The organism is Vibrio sp. AK197 (genome assembly GCF_053903115.1).
Map to the genome: position 1 here is coordinate 33,153 of NZ_CP096429.1, position 16,965 is coordinate 50,117.

18 protein-coding genes are annotated in these 16,965 nt (G+C 45.7%); 10 read left to right on the plus strand and 8 right to left on the minus strand.

What is annotated here, in order from left to right; all coding sequences use genetic code 11:
* Positions 1-219: 219 nt before the first annotated feature.
* The gene (gene yqfB / locus M1D72_RS00150; protein WP_456295083.1) at positions 220-543 is read left to right on the plus strand and encodes a N(4)-acetylcytidine aminohydrolase; all 324 of its coding nucleotides are present in this window, start codon (positions 220-222) and stop codon (positions 541-543) included.
* Positions 544-611: 68 nt separating this feature from the next.
* On the opposite strand, the gene M1D72_RS00155 is transcribed toward yqfB, so the two are convergent.
* Positions 612-3,215 (minus strand): pectinesterase family protein, encoded by a 2,604-nt coding sequence (locus M1D72_RS00155; protein ID WP_456295084.1) that lies wholly within the window; start codon positions 3,213-3,215, stop codon positions 612-614.
* Positions 3,216-3,551: 336 nt separating this feature from the next.
* Here M1D72_RS00155 and M1D72_RS00160 point away from each other — a divergent pair, with 336 nt between their 5' ends.
* The 4 genes from M1D72_RS00160 (at position 3,552) to M1D72_RS00175 (ending at position 7,178) form a co-directional block, all read left to right on the plus strand.
* On the plus strand, positions 3,552-4,091 hold the full coding sequence (locus M1D72_RS00160; protein WP_456295085.1) for an isochorismatase family protein: 540 nt from the start codon (positions 3,552-3,554) through the stop codon (positions 4,089-4,091).
* An 84-nt stretch (positions 4,092-4,175) separates the two neighbouring features.
* The gene (locus tag M1D72_RS00165; protein WP_390192632.1) at positions 4,176-4,463 is read left to right on the plus strand and encodes a YrhK family protein; all 288 of its coding nucleotides are present in this window, start codon (positions 4,176-4,178) and stop codon (positions 4,461-4,463) included.
* Between the two features lie 171 nt (positions 4,464-4,634).
* Positions 4,635-6,071, plus strand: coding sequence for a 6-phospho-beta-glucosidase (locus M1D72_RS00170; RefSeq protein WP_390192635.1), 1,437 nt, complete (start codon positions 4,635-4,637; stop codon positions 6,069-6,071).
* Between the two features lie 96 nt (positions 6,072-6,167).
* Positions 6,168-7,178 carry a LacI family DNA-binding transcriptional regulator gene (locus M1D72_RS00175; RefSeq protein WP_456295086.1) on the plus strand — a complete coding sequence of 337 codons (1,011 nt, stop codon included), beginning with the start codon at positions 6,168-6,170 and terminating at the stop codon, positions 7,176-7,178.
* Positions 7,179-7,244: 66 nt separating this feature from the next.
* Here the strand turns inward: M1D72_RS00175 and M1D72_RS00180 are convergent, their stop codons facing one another.
* The 5 genes from M1D72_RS00180 to M1D72_RS00200 form a co-directional block, all read right to left on the minus strand.
* On the minus strand, positions 7,245-8,435 hold the full coding sequence (locus M1D72_RS00180) for a sugar transporter (RefSeq protein WP_390192641.1): 1,191 nt from the start codon (positions 8,433-8,435) through the stop codon (positions 7,245-7,247).
* Between the two features lie 217 nt (positions 8,436-8,652).
* Entirely contained in the window at positions 8,653-9,198 is a 546-nt protein-coding gene (locus M1D72_RS00185; protein WP_456295087.1) for a glutathione peroxidase, read from the minus strand.
* A gap of 132 nt (positions 9,199-9,330) precedes the next feature.
* Complete coding sequence (gene trhO / locus M1D72_RS00190; RefSeq protein WP_456295088.1) at positions 9,331-10,311, minus strand: oxygen-dependent tRNA uridine(34) hydroxylase TrhO; 981 nt, start codon at positions 10,309-10,311, stop codon at positions 9,331-9,333.
* A 179-nt stretch (positions 10,312-10,490) separates the two neighbouring features.
* A complete protein-coding gene (locus tag M1D72_RS00195) occupies positions 10,491-11,792 on the minus strand; it encodes an alpha/beta fold hydrolase (RefSeq protein ID WP_456295089.1) in 1,302 nt (433 codons plus the stop codon).
* A 154-nt stretch (positions 11,793-11,946) separates the two neighbouring features.
* Entirely contained in the window at positions 11,947-12,390 is a 444-nt protein-coding gene (locus M1D72_RS00200) for an acyl-CoA thioesterase (protein WP_456295090.1), read from the minus strand.
* 174 nt (positions 12,391-12,564) lie between these two features.
* Here M1D72_RS00200 and M1D72_RS00205 point away from each other — a divergent pair, with 174 nt between their 5' ends.
* The 3 genes from M1D72_RS00205 (at position 12,565) to M1D72_RS00215 (ending at position 14,202) form a co-directional block, all read left to right on the plus strand.
* Positions 12,565-13,326, plus strand: coding sequence for a ferredoxin--NADP reductase (locus M1D72_RS00205; protein WP_390192654.1), 762 nt, complete (start codon positions 12,565-12,567; stop codon positions 13,324-13,326).
* Between the two features lie 75 nt (positions 13,327-13,401).
* Positions 13,402-13,857, plus strand: coding sequence for a GNAT family N-acetyltransferase (locus tag M1D72_RS00210; RefSeq protein ID WP_456295091.1), 456 nt, complete (start codon positions 13,402-13,404; stop codon positions 13,855-13,857).
* Positions 13,858-14,007: 150 nt separating this feature from the next.
* Complete coding sequence (locus M1D72_RS00215) at positions 14,008-14,202, plus strand: hypothetical protein (protein ID WP_390192659.1); 195 nt, start codon at positions 14,008-14,010, stop codon at positions 14,200-14,202.
* Between the two features lie 158 nt (positions 14,203-14,360).
* Here the strand turns inward: M1D72_RS00215 and M1D72_RS00220 are convergent, their stop codons facing one another.
* On the minus strand, positions 14,361-15,554 hold the full coding sequence (locus tag M1D72_RS00220) for an MFS transporter (RefSeq protein WP_456295092.1): 1,194 nt from the start codon (positions 15,552-15,554) through the stop codon (positions 14,361-14,363).
* 91 nt (positions 15,555-15,645) lie between these two features.
* Between M1D72_RS00220 and soxR the strand changes: the two genes are divergently transcribed.
* Both soxR and M1D72_RS00230 read left to right on the plus strand, forming a co-directional pair.
* Positions 15,646-16,071 carry a redox-sensitive transcriptional activator SoxR gene (gene soxR, locus M1D72_RS00225; RefSeq protein ID WP_456295093.1) on the plus strand — a complete coding sequence of 142 codons (426 nt, stop codon included), beginning with the start codon at positions 15,646-15,648 and terminating at the stop codon, positions 16,069-16,071.
* Positions 16,072-16,100: 29 nt separating this feature from the next.
* On the plus strand, positions 16,101-16,574 hold the full coding sequence (locus M1D72_RS00230) for an ASCH domain-containing protein (RefSeq protein ID WP_456295094.1): 474 nt from the start codon (positions 16,101-16,103) through the stop codon (positions 16,572-16,574).
* Between the two features lie 14 nt (positions 16,575-16,588).
* Here M1D72_RS00230 and M1D72_RS00235 read toward each other — a convergent pair whose 3' ends face one another.
* Entirely contained in the window at positions 16,589-16,945 is a 357-nt protein-coding gene (locus M1D72_RS00235) for a diacylglycerol kinase (protein ID WP_456295095.1), read from the minus strand.
* Positions 16,946-16,965 lie beyond the last annotated feature (20 nt).

Genomic DNA, 16,965 nt, shown 5'->3' on the forward strand with positions numbered 1-16,965 from the left:
TGGTCATTAACGCTGGCTAAACGAATTTAATGCAAAATATTCATCTAATTTCATTGAAAATAACAGAATTATCATGAAATTTAACCTTATCTATTGGTTGAGATTTTTTCTCACAGTTTGGGTTGGAAAAGCCAAGGACTGGCTGATCTTTAGCATGGTTTGTATTGCAATGAGAAAAGCTCTAGTCTGAGCAACTTAAACCTAGCTAGGAACCTAAGTATGACGCTGTTGACGACGATGACGTTTTTTGAACGATTTGAGCACGATATCGTATCGGGTGTGAAAACCATCACCATACGTAACCACGAAGAAAAGGATTACCAACCGCAGTCGGTGGTTGAGGTTTCGACTTTAGAAACGGGGCGAGTATTTTGTTATCTGAGGATCCTTTCCGTGGAGCCGATTTTATTTTCGCAGCTCAACGACGCGCATGCCCAGCAAGAGAATATGACCTTGCCGCAACTAAAGGCGGTGATTCAAGAGATCTACCCGGGAATCCAGCAGCTTTATGTGATTCGTTTCGAACGTGTGAATGATGAATAATCCATGCAGTGCGTAGATTGAACACGCACTGCATGGAAGAGGTTGACTCTCACTTCAGAGTGAAGAGATTAATTGGCAGACGATTTTTGCAACTCTTTATACAGTTTCGCTAATTCGTCTTCTTCACCGATCGCTTCAAAGACAAGATCCGCAACGGTTTCTGCACCATGTTTTTGGAAATGAGTAACATCCGGTTTGTCCAGTGACCCTGTACGTCCCTCGTAATAAGGGTATTGCTCAGGATCGACGGCTAACCAAAGGTTTTTCCACTCACCCTCAGCCGTTGCATTGGCCATATCAATGACTCGGGTTTGCATATCTAACAATGGAACATCATTCTCCGAAGCTGTTTGGCGAACGGTCGCAGTGTAATCACCAACGAACAAGTAGCCATTATCTGAGTTTTGCTTGGTAATATGCTGTTTCTCAGTGATTGGTGTTCCTTGTTGGTTATCATCTGTTTTTGCGCGCGGTACTGACGTGAGCATCACGGGATGTAACTTGTGTTGCTCTGCAAAATTCAGATAGCGTTCAAGTGAATATTGCAGTGAGTAATCAGGCTGACCTTCAGGATACTGAGGTTCTCCTTCTGCACTGTTTGGATAAGTACATAAGGTGCCTACATCTAATGGGCCTCGGCCTTCTTTGGCGCCATTACATTTCTCATCATTGTGGCTAAATTGGATAAACACATAATCCCCGCGTTTAACCAAAGGTTCTGCATAGCTTAACCAACGACCATTGATGTAATCTCTTGAGCTTCGGCCTGACTGAGCGGCGTTGACCACTAGGAGTTTATCGCTGGTGAATTGATTGGCGAAAGCTTGGCCCCAGCCCATGCGAGGATAAACGTCTTGCGGGTAGTTGGATGCTGTCGAATCACCGAAGATAAAGACGCGAGTTTTGGCCTGTTTCACCGCATCTTCTGTTGTCGACAATTGGTTTGGTGTCAACGCATATTGAGGGACCGTATCCAAGCTGATGATTGGTTTAAACGCTAAGTCAAACAGTGAGGTCTTCGCCAATAAGCCGGTTTTTGTATCATGCCCCAAGTTGTGAATGACTTGCGAAGCCAACTCGTCCATAACCGGTTGATATTCGGCCGTGTAACTGACCGGATCCCAGGCTTTTTGCGCATCTAAGTTATGGGCTTGAACCACTTCCTCAAAGGCTTGATTGAAGTTGGCATTGGCTTGCTGCCAAGCCTGATGAGAAAGTGCTGGCAGGGTTGGCTGCGCCACAAGAACTTGTGGACCATTAATACCTTCATAAGCAGCGACACTTGATACCACTAAATCACTGAATGGGTTTACATTGGCTTGAGTGACTTGATTGTTGTTGATATCAGCAACGAGTGCAGTGGCACACACAGAGCGTCTCACATCACTTTTCAAGCACGACTCGCCACTATGATCATCAACGGAGATCAAAATAGGCGGCGTCATTCTGGCAATAGAGGCTTGATATTGGCCGTTGCTGTCGGTTTGAGTGGTGGTAATTTTACCTAGACTGTCTCGGATCATGACGGTTGCTGGAAAGACCATGCTGCGATGAGTGACTTGTCCACTCAGTTTGCTTTTTTCACCCAAAGAGATGGTTGGAGTCCAGCCTGAAAGGATATTTTGCGTTGTATATTCGCTCGCATCGGCATCAGTAAGCTGTGGGCGTTGGTCGGTAATTTTCGCGCCAGCCCCTCGGTTTGCGTATTCCCAAAAACGTGAGTCTTCTGGATAGAACCAAATCTTATCGCCATTAATATCTTTACCGCTCATGCGATCCCAGCCGTAGATATGGTTATCCATTTGGCAATTAATAAACGCGCTGTGACCAATCGCATTGGGGTCCGCGTAGCGGCCATCGTCAAAGGTGGTGGTTGGGTGCCATGGGCGGCCTAATCCATAACTGCCTTTAGGCACATTACGTTCTTTGACCAGACGGCAGTGCTTAAATACCAATCCAAAGGGAGAATCAATGTTAGTGGCTGGTGCTGTGATGTATCCAAGTGGGTCACCGGGGTCAGTGTCGTCACGGTAACGAGCGATGATTTCGCTATTCTCAATTAGCCCTGTGCCGTGACCAAAAATAAAGTCAACCGTGCCACTAATGCGTGATTGATCAAAGTACGAGCGTCCGGCGCGTAGGTACAACGTATCTTGGTAGCTGCGTACATTTACGTCTTTAAACTGTGCTCGGTCGCCGCCATGTGAAACCAGTAAGGCGACCGCTTGAGTGCCACTTTGTCGCGTTGGATCATCTTCGTCTTTGGCTTGGTTTGCTGGGAAATCAAAGCCATTTTCTATGGTTAATGAACGTGCGCTAAAGTCAGTGGCATCGACACTCACCGTACGGCTACCAAACGTGCCAAATTTAGTACCATCGGGTTTAAGCATACTATTGGCAGTGGTTGCAGTAATCACCGTTTTATCGCGATCTTGACCAATTAAATAAATATTTGGCCGAGTTATGTGCAGTTTTTCTTGATAGGTGCCATTTTGGATATAGATAACAAAGGGCTGATCATTATCAGGTGCACTGTCGATAGCCTTTTGAATGGACGCATAGTCAGCGGATCCATCAAGGGCGACTTTGACATCGTAGAGGGGGGTTGCGGCGGCAGAAGAAAAGTAGAGTATGGCAGTTATCCCTAGCCCGCATATGACAGACTTGTTCATGTTATTTTCCTTTATGAAATGTCGGATATTTTTATTAGAAACGCGGTTTCATTATAGTTTCGGGTGTGGGTTAAACCGTGATCCGCTTAAGAAAAGAACAGTAATATCATTAGGGAAATGATGAGCTTACGCACTATTTAACACTTTTTTGATACTAAACCGTACGAATATCTCATTTTAGGTTTTACCACCAATTGCTATTGACGTGGATTTTTCTAACCGTCACTGCGATTTGGTCAATTTCCAGCGCATCATGCTAAATCTGCTCTCAATGGTCGCGCCCGACGTTTTGCTCGTCTTTACTTACTAGCACGTGAATTGGTCTCTGGAGGCGACATGTTAGTGAAGGGAAATACTGGGCTAGTGGTGGTGGATATGCAGGGTAACTTGGTTGAGCAAGTTCAACAAAGCCGCCAGTTAGTCGACAAAATACAGATGTTAATTAAGGGGGCTCAACTTCTGAATATGCCTATCCTTTGGCTTGAACAAGCTCCGACCAAATTGGGGCCAACGGTTCCCTCTATTGCCAAGTTATTGTCTGATCAGCAACCCATTTCCAAACACGCTTTTGACGCTTGTTCGAGCGCTGAATTTCTAAGTTATGTTAAAGCTGCCAATGTCCGTTCATGGTTGGTGTGTGGTGTTGAAGCGCATATTTGCGTGTATCAAACGGCGCAAAGTATGGTCAAGCTTGGTTACTATGTGGAAGTCGTGAGTGATGCGGTTTCATCGCGCAGTGAAGATGATGTCGTTCTTACTTTGAATAAGTGCCATCAACAGCGTGTCGGCATCACTGGTGTCGAAATGTGCTTATATGAGTTGTTGGGTGACTGCTTGTCTGAAGAATTTAAATCGATTCTTAAATTAGTGAAATAATAAGAGTTTTTTGCTTACATGGTTGAATGGTTTAAGCCGCGCACGTTAAGGTTAGTCACACTTAACACAGTGGATAGAGGGTTTATGAATAGTCAGAAAAGTGCATTACTTGAACTGGATTTTGGTCAGGAACATGTGGTGATTCAGCGTCGCTACGATGCGATTGGTGCACTGAACGATTTCTTCATTGCAATTTGGTTTCTTATTGGGAGTTGCTTTTTCCTCTATGACAGCCTCATGGAAGCGGGCACTTGGTTGTTCATTATTGGTAGTGCGCAGTTTTTAGCTAAGCCGACCATTAAGCTCATTAGTTTGATTCATGTAAAACGGGTATACGACAGCAATAATCCGACTCAACCCTCTAAATTATAGTGACGCCAAATTAGGGTTGATGCTTCGCAAAAAGGGTAATAATTTGTAACCGGTTTCGGGAACCGGTTACATTTCTGTTTTAAGTGGTTTAGAATTGCCCCAAACCAACTAAGATTATTCACTCTGGTTGAGTTATTTTACTTAACACACCGACACATAACGGGAGCATTTATGTCTCAACAAGGTTTTCCTAACGATTTCTTATGGGGCGGCGCTGTCGCTGCGCACCAAGTAGAAGGTGGCTGGGATCAAGGCGGAAAGGGCGTTAGCGTGGTTGATGTGCTGACCAAAGGTGAGCACGAAGTTCCTCGTGAAATTACCGATGGAGTGCAAGCGGGTAAAGTCTACCCCAACCATGAAGCGGTTGACTTTTATCACCGTTATAAAGAGGACGTTGCACTATTTGCTGAAATGGGATTTAAGTGTTTTCGTACTTCTATCGCCTGGACTCGTATTTTTCCTAATGGTGATGAGTCAGAGCCGAACGAAGCGGGCCTCCAATTTTACGACGATTTGTTTGATGAGCTTTTGAAATACGGCATTGAACCTGTGATTACGTTATCTCACTTTGAAATGCCGAACCACTTAGTAACCGAGTATGGCAGTTGGACCAACCGTAAGTTGGTGGATTTTTTTGTCAAATTCAGCCAAACGGTGATGGAACGCTACAAAAACAAGGTCAAATACTGGATCACCTTTAATGAAATCAATAACCAGCGTAACTGGAAGTTACCAATCTGGGGTTACTGTAATTCGGGCATGATTTACGCCGAGCATGATAATCCAGAGCAGGTGATGTATCAGGTTCTGCACCATCAGTTCCTTGCCAGTGCGCAAGTGGTGAACATTGGGCATCAAATTAACCCAGAGTTTCAAATTGGTAGCATGATTCACATGATGCCGCTTTATCCAGCCACTTGCCGCCCACAAGATATGCTGCTGGCACAAGAACTGATGCGCGAGAAATACTTATTTAGTGACGTGCAAGTTCGTGGCTATTACCCAAGTTATTTGCTTAAAGAATGGCAACGCAAGGGTATTCATGTTGACATGCAGCCGGGCGATGATGAGATTTTGCGTCAAGGCTGTGCGGATTACTTAGCTATCAGCTACTACATGACCAATATCGTGACGAACGAGCCTGACGATCAGGGCGAAACAACGTCATTGTTTGAGGGCAGTCGTCTTAATCCTTATCTTCCTGCATCGGATTGGGGTTGGCAGATTGATCCTGACGGCCTACGTTATGCACTTTCTGAGCTTTACGAGCGTTACCAAAAGCCAATCTTTATTGTTGAAAACGGCTTAGGTGCGGTTGATGAAGTGCAAGCCGATGGTTCAATCAATGATGATTACCGCATTGATTATTTGGCGGCGCATATTAAAGCGGTGCAGCAAGCGGTGGCCATTGATGGCGTCAATGTCTTAGGTTATACCCCATGGGGCTGTATTGACTGTGTCTCTTTTACCACGGGTGAGTATAAAAAGCGCTATGGATTCATCTACGTCGATAAACACAATGATGGCAGCGGCACGTTACAACGCTCTAAGAAGAAAAGTTTCTACTGGTATCAAAATGTCATAGCAACCAATGGCGAGACCTTGTAACCGATAGCTACATATTAGCGGTTCATAATGTACCGCATATCCGTTAAAATTGCCCTCTTACCATGCCGGTAGGGCGGCGATAAATCAGGAGTATCGATGGCCAATATTAAAGATGTATGCAAGCTAGCAGGGGTATCTAAAGCCACTGTCTCACGAGTGATCAATCAAACGGGTCAAGTGAAAGAATCAACCCGTAATTCGGTGCTTGCCGCGATGGAAGAACTGGGTTATCAGCCCAATACCTTGGCTCAAGCCCTAGCGACCAATACATCCAACGCCATCGGCTTACTATTACCTAATTTCCGCAGTAATTATTTTGGTTCTGTTTTGCATTGTGCCGAGTTAGGGGCGCAGCAAGCGCAAAAAAAACTGCTGGTTGTGAATAGTAAAAATAGCGCTGACGGCGAACGTGAAGCGCTGGATACCCTAGTTAATCAACGCTGTGATGCCATTATTGTTTACAGTCGACATCTTACGCAACAGGCGTTGGTAACGCTGCAGGAGCGCTATGAGGTTCCGCTGATTATTCTGAATCGCTTGCTCGATAGTGAACAACTCCACAGTTTTGGCCTTGACCAACAACAATTGGCAGACACTGCGGTTGAGCATTTGTGCCAGCTTGGACACCAACGCATCGCCTGTATTACCTCGCCAATGGAAAGTGAAACTGGACAGATACGTTTTCAAAGTTATCAGAAAACGTTAGAAAAATATGGGTTACCTTACCAACCACACTGGGTTGCTGAGGGTGAGAATACGTTAGAAACAGGTTATGAAGCGGCCAAGCAATTGATCGCGGCTGGCGTTGAGTTCAGTGCCTTATTTGCCTGTAATGATGATATGGCGATTGGGGCAATTCGTGCTTTACATGACCACGGATTGAACGTACCAAAAGATGTTTCGGTGATTGGCATTGATAACGAGCCTGCGGCGGCATACGCCATTCCCAGCTTGTCCAGCGTCTCACTGCCTATTGAGCAATTGACGGACGACGCCGTGCGTCTTGCTATTCATGTTGGAAACAAATGCAGCTCTGAACCTGTGCACTATCGCTATGTTGGTTCGCTGGTGGCTAGAGAGTCAACCCAGCCATATCGCGAATCATGATAGCCTAAACGTAAAAAAGTCGCTCATGATGAGCGACTTTTTTATTTCTATTTTGTATCGTTGGATTTAGCGAATATGGCGATAACGCCCAAGTAACCCACCAATCCACACTAACGCGAATACACCGATCAATGCGCCAGCGTACGTGACTTCATGCAGAGATCGAAGATGAATGACCTGGCTACCAATGAGTGCGCCAGCACCTATCCCTAAGTTAATGATGCCGGAGAACATGGACATAATCATGTCAGAGGCATTGGTATCAATGTTAAGCACTTTCGCTTGCATGGCTAAGGTAATGAGCATCAATGCGGTTCCCCATACCAAGACGACACCAATGGTTGCCCACTTGATGTGGACCACACTCAGCATCAGCGCCATACATATGCTCATGACGGTGGTACCAGAGAGCAATAGCTTCGAATTAGCTTTCTCTCCCCAAGTGCCGAAAATGATTGATCCAATAATCCCTGCGCCGCCAAACAGTAAAAGCAGCAGTGTCGTGAAGCTTTCGCTCGCCGACCCAACTTGTTTCATAAACGGTTCGATATAACTGTAACCCGTATAGTGAGCACTAAATACGGCAAAGATAAAGAAATACATTCCCATTAGCGCTGGATTTTTTAGGAGTTCTGGCAGTTTTTTGGTGGTCCCGCTAAACAAACTCGGTAGGCGTGGCAGTAACCGCATCAAGGTCAACATGACCAATAATGCACAGACTCCGATGACTGCAAAGGTCATTCGCCAACCCGCCCACTGTCCGATGATACGACCAAGTGGCACACCCATGACCATCGCTAATGAGGTTCCGGTAGCGAGCACACTGAGAGCGAGTGTCTTTTTGCCAGGAGGGGCAACGCGAATCGCAATGGAAGCCGTTATTGACCAAAACACCGCATGCGCAAAAGCGATACCGATTCGACTGGCAATGAGAGATTCAAAGCTCCATGCAAACACCGAAAAAATATGGCTGACGATAAATAGAGTGAATACGCCGATCAGCAAGGTTTTGCGTTCAATTTTGCTGGTGAGCATCATCATCGGTAGTGACATCGATGCTACGATCCAAGCGTAGATGGTCAACATCCAACCGGCAGATGCCGGGCGAATATCGAAGTCGCGTGCAATGTCAGAAAGCAAACCGACAGGCACAAATTCAGTGGTGTTAAAAATAAAGGCGCTGAAACCTAAGGCAAAGACTCGCCAATATTGGACACTGCGCGGTGCGTTATCAGGCGCAGAAGTAGGTTGCGTCATAAAACTCAATCGTTAGTTTGGGGTTGATAGTGTGACGATTATCTCGTTTTTATTCGACAAGTAAAACAAATTTGTGAGGTTGATAAGGATTTGTTAGCCGAATATGAATGTTTAGAATCAAGCCAGAAGCTTGTGCAATACGGTGTAAGGCGTTGGGGAAAGAGTGGCGAAATAAAAACGCCGCGAGTGCGGCGTTGACTGGCTTTGAGTGCCTAGACTATTCGACTAAAGCTTTATCGATCGCTTGCTGTAAGATTGGGTGATCCGGTGTCATGTCAGGAGCAAAGTGACCAACGACTTGGCCTTGTTTATTGATTAAGAACTTCTCAAAGTTCCAAAGGATATCGCCTTCTTTGCCTTCAATACCGTGACCTTTCAATTTTTCCACAAAGCCGCTATCTGGGGCGAAGGTACGCTCCGGAATCTCGCTAAGTAACTGTTGGTATAAAGGATGGCGGTTATCACCGTTGACATCAATTTTGCTAAACATTGGGAATTCAACGCCGAAATTAGCGGTACAGAAGTTTTGAATTTCGGCTTCGCTTCCTGGTTCTTGAGCGCCAAATTGGTTACATGGGAACCCGAGGATTTCTAAACCTTGATCTTTCTTCTGTTTGTACAACGCTTCAAGCGCTTCGTACTGAGGTGTTAAGCCACATTCTGACGCAACGTTGACGACCAATAAAACCTTGCCTTGATATTGTGACAGGGTCAGTGCTTTTCCATCAATTGAGGTAACCTCAATATCGTAGATCTTACTCATGGAGACTTCCTTTTATTTATGTTGTTTTCCAACAAGATGACATAAACCTTAGCAGAAATAAATATGCCTCAGGCGCGATGAGAATAAAGGCAATAAAAAAGCCGCCTAACGAATGAGGCGGCTTCATCAACATTATTTGGTTTTTCGCTGTTGCTCTTTCAAGCTTAATTTTTGTTGTCGGCGTTGTTCCATCACTTTTTGCACATCGCCCCCCACATGATCTTCACCTCGCTGTTTGGCAAGCGTGACCTGCTTTTCACGCTCGCGGAAACGAGCGATTTGTTCGTCACTATGGGTGCCATAACATTTAGGGCAGCTTACGCCTTGTTCATATTTCTCCGAACATTTGTCTTCATCGGTAATCGGCAGGCGACACGCGTTGCAGACATCGTACTCGCTTTGTTCAAGAGCATGATTGACCGCCACACGCCCGTCAAACACATAGCAATCGCCTTCCCATAGGCTTTGCTCCTGAGGCGTGTCTTCAAGGTATTTCAAAATACCACCTTCAAGGTGATAAACCTCATCAAAGCCTTGTTCTTTTAAGTAAGCCGTTGATTTTTCGCAGCGAATACCACCGGTACAGAACATGGCGACCTTTTTATGTTTATTTGGGTCAAGATGCTCTTCAACATATTTAGGAAACTCTCTAAACGTATCGGTATGCGGATTCACGGCGTTTTTAAAGGTTCCCAATTCGACTTCATAATCATTACGCGTATCAATCAGCAGGACTTCTGGATCTGAAATCAGTTGGTTCCATTCGCTTGGTTTGACATAAGTACCCACCACGTGACGGGGATCGATGCCTTCAACGCCCATGGTTACAATCTCTTTTTTGAGTTTGACTTTGGTCCGGTTGAAAGGCTGCTCGTCGGAGTACGACTCTTTGCTTACTGTGCCTGTGAGCCTAGGTTCTGCTTCTAACCAAGCGAGTAGGGCATCAATGCCGCTGCGTTTGGCTGCTACCGTGCCGTTGATTCCTTCCTTGGCCAACAACAGCGTGCCACGAATCTCGTGCTGTTCCATCAATGCGGTTAATGGTGCTTGCAATGCTTGGAAGTCTTCGAGCTCGACAAATTTGTAAAGCGCGCATACGACGTATTGACTCATAAAAGGTTCCTTTAATGGAAGATAATGGGATAACGCGGCGCATTATAGCCGAGCTTCACCATGACAAATACCTACAGGGTTTAAGGTCAATATTAAGCCAAAACGTCAGAGAGCTTAGAGCTTCACTCATCACCCGGTATCGACTGACACAAGGTGATGAAAAGCAAAAGAAATCGAGGCTAAGCTTGGTTGGCGGCAATTTGATCGCCCATGGCGATCAGTCGGTCAAGAATGTGTTCACCATCTGCTCGCAACCCATTATGCTCATATTGGTTGGTGATCCAAGCTTGGCTATTGGCCACGTGTTTTAGCGTTTGACGGCTCAAATCCATATCGACAAACATGTCATCTGCGTAAACGGCGCAGGTCATTGGTACGGTATTATTTGCCAGTACTTCTGGATCATAGAGCTTGCCCCAGTCGGCTTTTTGTGCCAGACGTTCAGCGGCAGGTTGCAGCGGTTTCAAGCATTGGTATTGTTCGAACATCCATGGAAAGACCATTTCGCCGGTAAAGTAGAAAGCCTGCCCCGGCTGATAGTTAAACTCCGGATAAGATTGACGTACACGATGAGCACTCCAGTTGGATGCGGCATCTTGGCAATAAATCGCTTCATGCAAAATGGCGTAAATGGGGTGGGTTTGAAACCCTTGGTGTTGAAGCATCAAATCGAGAAATTCATAGCGCATGACGCTTTTGCCATTGATATCAATCAACGCGTTTTCAAGGGCGTAATAGGTAGGAAGAAACGTGTCACTCATGCCGAAACTGATGCCAATTTGTTGGAATTGTTCGACCGTAAATCGTTGACCATTAGGCAGAAACTCTTCGTTATCCATCAGATGAGCCGCAATACGCTGACACAATGTTTGCGCTAACGGAAATTGGCGAAAGAAAGCGTGATTCTTCTCTTTAACGCGTTCAAACGTGGCTTGATAAACGGTATCTGCATCGGGATAAATGGACGGTACACCGCCGGTAATGTAACTGCGTAGCAAACTGCTTGGAAACATCGAAAGATAGGTGAGTGAGCAAAACCCGCCAAAGCTTTGACCTAAAATTGCCCATTTTTCTACCCCCATTTCCTGACGAATATGTTCTGCATCGCGGACAATATTATCGGCGCGAAAATGACTGAGGTAGTCTGCTTGCTGCTCTGAGTCAAATGCGGCGAGCGTTTGATGGGTGATAACACTGCTATGACCGGTGCCTCGTTGATCGAGCAGTAACACGCGATAATCTTTTAGTGCTCGCTTTATCCAACCATTGTGTCCGTTAGGGCGCGGCGAAGGGAAGCCAGGACCGCCTTGAAAATAGACCAGCCAAGGTTTGTCGTGATTGCTACCATCAGCGTAGGTGACTTCACGAACGAACACCTCAATATTACCTTGATTTGAATCATTATGATTCAGTGGGAGCGTATAAAATTTAGGGGTATATTTTAGACCCTGATCGACAAAAGTTTGGCTGGCTATCTGCATGGTGACTCACTGAACGTTATGGGGAAAATAAAAACAAACCCATGCATTGTGAAGTATCCACCTTAAAAAGCAAAAGGCTTTTATGCAGCCGATACTTTTACATAGCCGATAACAGACAAGCAGCGCAATTTACAGTGTGAATGGTAGCCTGAGTTTAGAGTGGATCACGAGCTTCGACCTTGGTGATGTACTCTCTTACTACTTTCGGTATGGCGGCCTTTTGATCACTTTTAAAGTCAAACATCACAATCGTTGCGCGGCCAACTGTGGTGATTACTTGGTGCTTGGCGCTGACGATAGCGTATTCCATCGTAAAGCGGTCATCCCTCATTTCAATGACTTTCGAACCGACAGTCAGTGTATCTGGAAAGGTGACGGGCATTTTATAGCGACACTGGGTTTCACTAACGACTGGGCCAACGTTCATTGATGCCAAGGTTTCCATTAGATGGATTGCTTGGCAGTAATCAATTCTGGCAGTTTCAAAATAGCGAAAATACACCGCGTTGTTAACATGCTGTAACGCATCCATTTCTCCCCATGCGACAGAGATTTCGGTGCGTACCGGGTAGTCTTGTAGTAAGTCAGATTCAGCCATGACGTTGTCCTGCTTTCATCACAATTAGAATCTTTATTCTAACTCTGACGCTGTACAAAAAATAAGAATTGTTATAAAAATGTGATCAAAGTTAATTGGTGGAATTCACTGCTTTACTGCGCGTTAGCATCGCGTTAGTTTGATGTTATCTTCGCAGTCGATGGAGGCGTCAAGATGTTGAATTACCCTGGATTCCAATCCGCTACGGTGACGCAACGAACCGACTGGACATCAGAACTGTTCAGCTTACGTGTCTCGGGTGCTGACTTGTCGTTTAAAGCCGGACAATTTACCAAATTGGCATTACCTAATGCTGAGGGAAAGCTTGTGAGCCGAGCTTACTCGGTGGTCAATGCGCCATTGAGTACCAGTGACATGCTGGAATTCCTAATCATCGCCAATCCTCAAGGCCAGCTCAGCCCGCAGCTACAAGCTTTGAACGTTGGTCAGTCATTATATGTGGGTACGCGTGCCAATGGTGACTTGCTCGGCGAAGTGATTCCTAAACGTGCCAACGATCTTTGGCTTTTGTCGTCTGGTACGGGTATTGGCCCCTTTTTGTCACTGCTCGATGATATTCATCTGCGCCCACGCTGTGAGAAAATCATCTTGGTGCATGCCGTTCGCCATCGTGCTGATCTGGTGTATCAATATCTTATTCAACAACTCATCCAACTATATGATGGTCGGCTGCAATACGTTCCTATTGTCAGTCGTGAGCCGACAGAGTATCTCAGTGGTCGTATTCCTCAACTGATTGCCAGTGGGGCACTGAGTCAACACACCGGCGTTGATCTTTCTGCTGACGAAAGTTTTGTCATGTTGTGTGGTAACCCACAGATGATCAAAGATACGTTGCCGGTACTTAAAGAACTGGGGCTGGAGAAGTATCGCGTTAAAACCGGTGGCCACATTGTTTATGAACGTTATTGGTAATTTGAGTTACATGGCAAAAAACATTTGATATGTTCTATTGGTTGAAAAGTTCAGCCGTATTTAGGACATAGGGATATGGAAATAAAAACTGATCCATTAACGCACCCACAAGTGCTTGAATTACTCCAACAACATTTGAATGACATGAATTCAAACTCTCCGGAGGAAAGTGTTCATGCGCTCGATGTTTCTGGGCTTAAGCACCCAAGTGTGACGTTTTGGACCGTCTGGGAAGATGAGCAACTACTCGGGTGTGGCGCGTTAAAGCAACTTGACCAGCATCATGGGGAAATTAAGTCGATGCGCACCACGGCATTAGCGAGGAAACAAGGCGTGGCGTCTAAATTACTTGAGCACATCATCGAGCACGCCAAGGGTGAAGGCTATCAGCGCTTAAGTCTAGAAACCGGTTCGATGGCGTTTTTCTCCCCAGCACGCCGACTATATCATCGCTATCGTTTTAACGAGTGTGAACCGTTCGGTGACTATCAACTTGACCCGTATAGCTTGTTTATGACTCGAGAGTTGTAGCGGATGCTGTTGGCGTTTTGTCTTGAGTTTCAAGTGCTAAGCGGAGTCATGTTATGTCAATAGTTGGTCAGAGACACCGTATAATTTTTGACAGCCGAGCTGAATAAACTACGCTTAAACATGAAACTACGTCAGGACAAGGAGATGCTAATGGCTACGTTTAAGCAGGATATTCCTCATCGAGTAACTGTCTATCATGATGATATTGAACAAGAAAAACAGTTGAAAAACGCAATGCTCCCAGAAAAACCTCGTTACTTTAATGGCTCCCCCACTTACAAAGCCGATTCGATTGATGAATTTCGAGACAAGCTCGATGGGATTGGCATGTCGATTGATAAATAGTGCTTTAGGTGCTTTAGGTGCTTTTTGCTAAAAGCGACAAGCATTCATTATATTGAGATTTCAGAAGCCGGTAATAAGCCGGCTTTTTTGCGTTTAATATTCACGAGTTTCCCTCGCTGCAGTGACATCGTGTGTGTTGATGCCACATCAAGACTCCTTCATCCCAAGACTTGCTCAGTGCAGACTTCTGGCCGATTAAGGCGCTGAATAAACAACGCGACCAACAACATACTTATCGCCGCGAGGTAGAACCCCCACACCGTAATCTGAGCGTGAGTGAGTAACGCGATAACCACATACCCCAAAGATTGACATAAAGTACTAAACATACTTATCGCCCCATCTATTCGTCCGCGTATTCGCATGTCAACTTCATGGTGCATCCAATTGGTTCTTGAAATGCGGTTAAGCGCATTGAAAAAACCAAACCCCATCGTAAGCAGTACCAGAGGAAGGGGCGACGAAACACTCATTGCAAACAGCAGCCCGGTAATCGTGTAGAGCGCGAATTGAATCAGTTTTGGTGCTTGCCAGCGGTTTAAGATTCGACTGACGACAATACCTGTTATCAATGAGCCCATCCCAAAGCACAGATTGTAAGCCGCAAACCAATACCCGTCGATATGTTGCTCGGTGAACCAAATAGGAACCAATTTAGAAAGGTAGGTGAGCATGGGGTAGGTGAGTGCAGAGAGAAAAACCACGGTATAAAAACGGCGACGAAAGCGCAGCTCGGTTTTGAGTTGTTGCCAATTACCGCCAAACATAGGTTGCTGTTGTGGTGTACGAAGTTTACGCCGATAGGGGGTGAGTGCGTAGGCAAGGGCTGATAGGCTTGATGCTAAAGCTGCAAATAGTGCAAATTCGAGCATTCCCCACTGCGCGAGTAACAGAATGCCTAAGGCGCCAGAACCAAGCGTCGTCGCCTGCATCACAACTTCTTGTTGCCCAGAAATCTTTGCGTATTGGTTCTTACTGTAGTTCTCTTGAGTAAATGCATTGTTGGCATTCCACCCCACATTGCTTGAGACCCAAAACAGCAGTTGAGCGCTAGCCAATAACCAAACTGAATCCCAATTGAGTAGGGAACAGAACACCACAGTAAAAGCAACCGATGCTTGAATACACTGGTTGATAAGCAGAACGCGCTTTCTTGAATAACGGTCAATTATCGCCGAAAAATACGGTGTTAAAGCAAACGACACTAAGGTACAGCTCAGAGCAACAAGCGCCACAAACGTCCCCATATTTGGGGTTTGCAACATGATCCATGGTAGTGCCATCATAAATAAGCCCGATGAAATGCCATCGAAGAAACGTCCAATGAGATATGGGCGAGATTTCTTGTCCATTGAAGTAGTCCTTGCAAATGAAAAGTGAGAAACTGGGCTCACTGTAAAACCTCAAGTAAGGTTGAGGTAAAGCATTATTTAGGATCAGTTGATGGAATTGAGTGTTGGAGAGGTAGCCAAGCGAACCAATGTAAAGGTTTCTACTTTGCATTTCTACGAGCAAAGGGGGCTAATTTACAGTGGGCGGAATGCGGGGAATCAGCGCCGATATGAGCGCAGTGTTTTGCGCCGTGTTGCAGTAATCAAAGCTGCGCAGCAAGTCGGGCTGAGCTTAGACGAGGTTGCACAAGCGTTTGAGTATTTACCGAAACATCAAGCACCGAGCAAAGCGGAGTGGGAGCGCTTGGCGACTGAGTGGCACGATTTGCTCGAAGTGCGAATTCAAAAACTGAAAAACTTACAAACTAGCCTTGGTAGCTGCATTGGCTGTGGCTGTTTGTCTCTCGAAAAATGTCAATTATACAATCCTGATGATAGTCTGGGTCAGCTTCGCCCTGGCAGCAACTTGAATGTATAACAACCACCATGATGTACAAGGATCCAAACATGCAACAGGCTTCAAAACAGATGCTCGACGAATATTGGCGCGCAACCCCGACCATTTCTGATGAGCGTATTGCCGAGGCAACCGATGGGTATTTTTGTGCCGATGAAACCAATGCCAACCTGTGTGCCCAACTTATCGTAAACGGGGAAAAACAAGCCAGTTGCAGTCTTCTACTGTGGTATACCGAGCAAGGGGAAGCAATGCCGAAAGTGGGGCATTTGCATGTTGTTACCGACTGGAATAACTTGCCGCTGTGTATTATCGAAATAACCGATCTTGAAACTTGTCCATACGACAAGGTCAGCGCAGCGTTTGCCGCAGCAGAAGGTGAGGGAGATAAAACCTTAGCTTGGTGGAGAAAGGCGCACTGGGATTTTTTCAGTATGGAATGTCAAGAGTTGGGTATTGCGATGCATGAAGATAGAGAGTTACTGCTTGAGCGCTTTAAGGTGGTTTGGCCGCCCCAACAATGAGGCGGCGAGAGCGGTTAGATTAAGATAAAACCCCAAGTAAACGCGGCAAACGCTAATGCAATAAATACCGCCGCAGAACCGATATCTTTGGCTCGTCCACTGAGTTCATGATGCTCATCACTGATGCGATCAACCACGGCTTCGATAGCAGAATTCATCAGTTCAGCAATTAATATCAGCGCTATGCTGCCGATCATGGCCAACTGCTCAAGCTTGGTCACCGGCAAAAAGAAAGACAGCGCGATTAACACGACAGCAGCAACACCTTCCTGACGAAACGCGGCTTCATTATGCCAAGCCGCTTTTAATCCTTTGATTGAGTAACCCGTCGCATAAATAATGCGTTTAATACCTGTGTGTCCTGTTTTCATGGATGCGATGTATTCCTTGC

Coding starts and splice junctions, on each gene's coding strand:
- yqfB (WP_456295083.1), top strand. CDS start 220: ATGACGCTGTTGACGACGATGACGTTTTTTGAACGATTTGAGCACGAT.
- M1D72_RS00155 (WP_456295084.1), bottom strand. CDS start 3,215: ATGAACAAGTCTGTCATATGCGGGCTAGGGATAACTGCCATACTCTAC.
- M1D72_RS00160 (WP_456295085.1), top strand. CDS start 3,552: ATGTTAGTGAAGGGAAATACTGGGCTAGTGGTGGTGGATATGCAGGGT.
- M1D72_RS00165 (WP_390192632.1), top strand. CDS start 4,176: ATGAATAGTCAGAAAAGTGCATTACTTGAACTGGATTTTGGTCAGGAA.
- M1D72_RS00170 (WP_390192635.1), top strand. CDS start 4,635: ATGTCTCAACAAGGTTTTCCTAACGATTTCTTATGGGGCGGCGCTGTC.
- M1D72_RS00175 (WP_456295086.1), top strand. CDS start 6,168: ATGGCCAATATTAAAGATGTATGCAAGCTAGCAGGGGTATCTAAAGCC.
- M1D72_RS00180 (WP_390192641.1), bottom strand. CDS start 8,435: ATGACGCAACCTACTTCTGCGCCTGATAACGCACCGCGCAGTGTCCAA.
- M1D72_RS00185 (WP_456295087.1), bottom strand. CDS start 9,198: ATGAGTAAGATCTACGATATTGAGGTTACCTCAATTGATGGAAAAGCA.
- trhO (WP_456295088.1), bottom strand. CDS start 10,311: ATGAGTCAATACGTCGTATGCGCGCTTTACAAATTTGTCGAGCTCGAA.
- M1D72_RS00195 (WP_456295089.1), bottom strand. CDS start 11,792: ATGCAGATAGCCAGCCAAACTTTTGTCGATCAGGGTCTAAAATATACC.
- M1D72_RS00200 (WP_456295090.1), bottom strand. CDS start 12,390: ATGGCTGAATCTGACTTACTACAAGACTACCCGGTACGCACCGAAATC.
- M1D72_RS00205 (WP_390192654.1), top strand. CDS start 12,565: ATGTTGAATTACCCTGGATTCCAATCCGCTACGGTGACGCAACGAACC.
- M1D72_RS00210 (WP_456295091.1), top strand. CDS start 13,402: ATGGAAATAAAAACTGATCCATTAACGCACCCACAAGTGCTTGAATTA.
- M1D72_RS00215 (WP_390192659.1), top strand. CDS start 14,008: ATGGCTACGTTTAAGCAGGATATTCCTCATCGAGTAACTGTCTATCAT.
- M1D72_RS00220 (WP_456295092.1), bottom strand. CDS start 15,554: ATGGACAAGAAATCTCGCCCATATCTCATTGGACGTTTCTTCGATGGC.
- soxR (WP_456295093.1), top strand. CDS start 15,646: ATGGAATTGAGTGTTGGAGAGGTAGCCAAGCGAACCAATGTAAAGGTT.
- M1D72_RS00230 (WP_456295094.1), top strand. CDS start 16,101: ATGCAACAGGCTTCAAAACAGATGCTCGACGAATATTGGCGCGCAACC.
- M1D72_RS00235 (WP_456295095.1), bottom strand. CDS start 16,945: ATGAAAACAGGACACACAGGTATTAAACGCATTATTTATGCGACGGGT.